We start from the raw sequence: 3,697 nt of genomic DNA on the forward strand, positions 1-3,697 counted from the left end.
GTGCCTATTATAGTGAGGAAAATTCTCTCATTCCTACATATATTCATGATATCTTTAAAAACGGATTACCTGCAGATTTTAGATTGGTTGGAGCGACAACTCGTTCACCTGAAGAAATTTCGCCAGCAATACGTTCTCGTTGCTTGGAAGTGTTTTTTCATGAACTGGAGACAGATGAAATCGAAAAAGTAGCGACTGTTGCTAGTAATAAAATTGGTCTGCAAATTTCGGAGCAGGGACTTGCAAGGATCGGTCTATATGCGAAAAATGGAAGAGAGGCCATTAATCTCGTGCAACTAGCAGCAGGAATGGCGATAAATGAAGAGCGGAGTAATATTCGTGATGAGGATATAGAATGGGTGATCCACTCCAACCAATTAACACCAAAGCTTGAAAAACGGATATATCCTATTCCAAAAATTGGATTGGTAAATGGATTAGCGGTGTATGGACCAAATATGGGGGCTTTATTAGAGTTAGAGGTAACTGCCATTCCTGTTGAAGGAAAAGGTGAGATTGTCATTACAGGGATTGTTGAGGAAGAAAGTGTAGGAAATCAAACAAAATCCATTCGTCGTAAAAGTATGGTAAAAGGTTCAGCAGATAATGTAATAACTGTGCTAAGATCATTAAATTTACTACCAAAAGGCTATGACTTGCACATTAATTTTCCTGGCGGTGTCCCTGTTGATGGACCTTCAGCTGGAATAGCAATTGCTACAGGTGTTTATTCAGCTGTTCACGGTGTGTATGTACGAAATGATGTTGCCTTGACGGGAGAAATAAGTATTCACGGTGAGGTGAAACCTGTTGGCGGAGTTTATGCAAAGGTAAAAGCTGCCAAAAAAGCAGGGGTAAAAACAGTATTAATTCCAGCAGACAATTTGCAACCAATGCTGTATAACATAACAGGAATTGAAATAGTACCTGTTCGCCATATACGAGATGTCTTTGCCCGGATTTTTGTAGATCATATCTTAACTGAGTATGCTGATACAAGACGTTCCGCGTTATTACATGATGAAGGTGAAATGCATTCGATGTAATGGAGGGACTTCGCTTTCTAACATAAGGCGAAGTCCATTTTGTTGATAAAACAGATTGTATCTATCTCCATAATTGCATAATTGTTCTGTTGTAATATACAATAGGTGAACAGACTATATAAAAATGGAGGTGCAAATTAGAATGAATACGAGCGAAAGAGTCGTACCCCTCCTCCCATTACGAGGCATTCTTGTTTATCCAACGATTGTTCTACATCTTGATGTAGGACGTGAAAAATCAATACAGGCTATAGAAAACGCTGCGTTGAATGAAGATCTCATCTTTTTGATGACACAAAAAGATGTAAATGTAGATCAACCTGCAAAGGAAGATTTATATACGATTGGTACACTAGCAAAGGTAAAACAAATGTTAAAACTTCCAAATGGAACAGTTCGTGTGCTAGTAGAAGGATTACATAGAGCAGAAATGGTATCATTAAATGAGGAAGAGAATGTCGTAAATGCTTCCATTACGATTATCGAGGAAACAGGGGAAGGCGATTTAGAAGAAAAAGCGCTTATGCGGACGTTAGTTGATCATTTTGATCAATACATTAAGCTTTCTAAAAAAATTTCAAATGAAACGTTTGCAACGGTAGTTGATATAACTGAACCAGGACGAGTGGCAGATGTAATCGCTTCTCATCTTCCTTTAAAAATGCATGAAAAGCAAGAAATATTAGAAATCATTAATGTAAAAGATCGCTTGAATCGATTGATTTCTTTTATTCAAGATGAAAAAGAACTTCTTAGCTTAGAGAAGAAAATTGGTCAGCGTGTGAAGCATTCTATGGAACGTACACAAAAGGAATATTTTCTTCGTGAACAGATGAAAGCGATTCAGAAGGAGCTAGGGGAGAAAGAAGGAAAAGGTAGCGAGGTTGACATTTTACGTGGAAAAATTGAAAAATCCGGCATGCCAGATGAAACAAAAGAATCAGTCATGCGTGAATTGGATCGCTACGAGAAACTCCCTGCTAGCTCTGCAGAAAGCGGTGTAATTCGAAATTACATAGACTGGATGCTTTCACTCCCATGGAAAGAAGCAACAGAGGATATATTAGACATTCATAGAGCCGAAAAGATTTTAAATGATGATCATTTCGGATTAGAGAAAGTAAAGGAACGTGTTCTTGAATATTTAGCGGTTCAAAAACTAACCCGTTCTTTAAAGGGACCCATTCTTTGTTTAGTGGGGCCGCCCGGAGTTGGAAAGACATCTCTTGCACGTTCTGTTGCAAGATCGCTAAATCGTAATTTTGTACGTGTTTCACTTGGTGGTGTACGTGATGAATCTGAAGTTCGTGGTCATAGACGAACGTATGTAGGTGCTATGCCAGGACGCATTATCCAAGGAATGAAAAAAGCAAAAACAGTCAATCCTGTCTTTTTACTTGATGAAATCGACAAAATGTCAAATGATTTCCGCGGAGATCCATCTGCGGCTTTATTAGAAGTGTTAGATCCTGAGCAAAATAGCAATTTTAGCGATCATTACATTGAAGAGCCCTATGACTTATCAAATGTAATGTTTATTGCAACCGCGAATACACTTTCAACAATTCCCGGACCGCTGTTAGATCGTATGGAAATCATATCGATTGCTGGCTATACCGAGATTGAAAAAGTAAATATTGCTAGGGATCACTTATTAATTAAGCAGTTGAAGGCACATGGACTTACCAAAGGGAAGATGCAAATTCGTGATGAAGCACTGCTTGATATTATTCGGTATTATACAAGAGAAGCCGGTGTTCGTTCATTAGAACGCCAACTTGCTGCCATTTGCCGAAAGGTTGCACGTATTCTCGTAGCCGAAGAACGAAAGAGAGTGGTTGTTACAGACAAAAATCTAACGGACTTCTTAGGTAAGAAAATATTTCGCTTTGGTGAAGCTGAATTGCAAGATCAAGTGGGTGTTGCAACCGGACTAGCCTATACAACAGCAGGAGGAGATACGCTTGCAATAGAAGTCTCCCTGTATCCTGGTAAAGGAAAATTAATTCTTACTGGTAAGCTCGGGGATGTTATGAAGGAATCAGCGCAAGCGGCGTTTAGCTACATTCGTTCTCGTACGGAAGAACTTCAGATTGACAAGGATTTTTATGAAAAGAATGATATTCATATTCATGTACCAGAGGGAGCCGTTCCGAAAGATGGACCTTCAGCTGGGATTACGATGGCAACAGCCCTTATTTCCGCATTAACAGGACGACCTATTCATAAGGAAGTCGGAATGACGGGGGAAATTACACTTAGAGGACGCGTTCTTCCAATTGGCGGACTGAAAGAAAAAACATTAAGTGCACACCGAGCTGGATTAAAGAAGATTATTATTCCTGCAGATAATGAAAGAGATTTAGATGATATTCCTGATAGTGTGAAGGAGCAGTTGACGTTTGTGCTAGTCTCTCATCTGGACGAGGTACTGGAGCACGCGTTAGTAGGAGTGAAACAATGAAAGTAACGAAGTCTGAAATCGTAATTAGTGCAGTAAAACCTGCACAATATCCATCTGGAAATTTGCCTGAAATTGCACTTGCAGGACGATCAAATGTAGGAAAATCTTCCTTTATTAATACATTGCTGAGCAGAAAAAGTTTAGCACGTATTTCTTCTAAACCGGGTAAGACACAAACGCTAAATTT

The 3,697-nt window shown here is 39.2% G+C and carries 3 protein-coding genes; all 3 read left to right on the forward strand.

Annotation, left to right across the window (positions count from 1 at the left end):
- The coding region (locus AC11ZT_RS00955; RefSeq protein ID WP_484057813.1) for a S16 family serine protease at positions 1-1,046 on the forward strand (1,046 nt) is incomplete at its 5' end.
- Positions 1,047-1,188: 142 nt separating this feature from the next.
- The gene (gene lon, locus AC11ZT_RS00960) at positions 1,189-3,510 is read left to right on the forward strand and encodes an endopeptidase La (RefSeq protein ID WP_484057814.1); all 2,322 of its coding nucleotides are present in this window, start codon (positions 1,189-1,191) and stop codon (positions 3,508-3,510) included.
- Positions 3,507-3,697: GTPase (locus AC11ZT_RS00965; protein ID WP_484057815.1), on the forward strand; the 191-nt coding region annotated here is incomplete at its 3' end. The genes lon and AC11ZT_RS00965, both read left to right, overlap by 4 nt.

This window comes from Ectobacillus sp., from assembly GCF_056992975.1.

Bases quoted from the DNA above. Each gene is read 5' to 3' on its own strand.
- lon (WP_484057814.1), top strand. From the start codon at position 1,189: ATGAATACGAGCGAAAGAGTCGTACCCCTCCTCCCATTACGAGGCATT.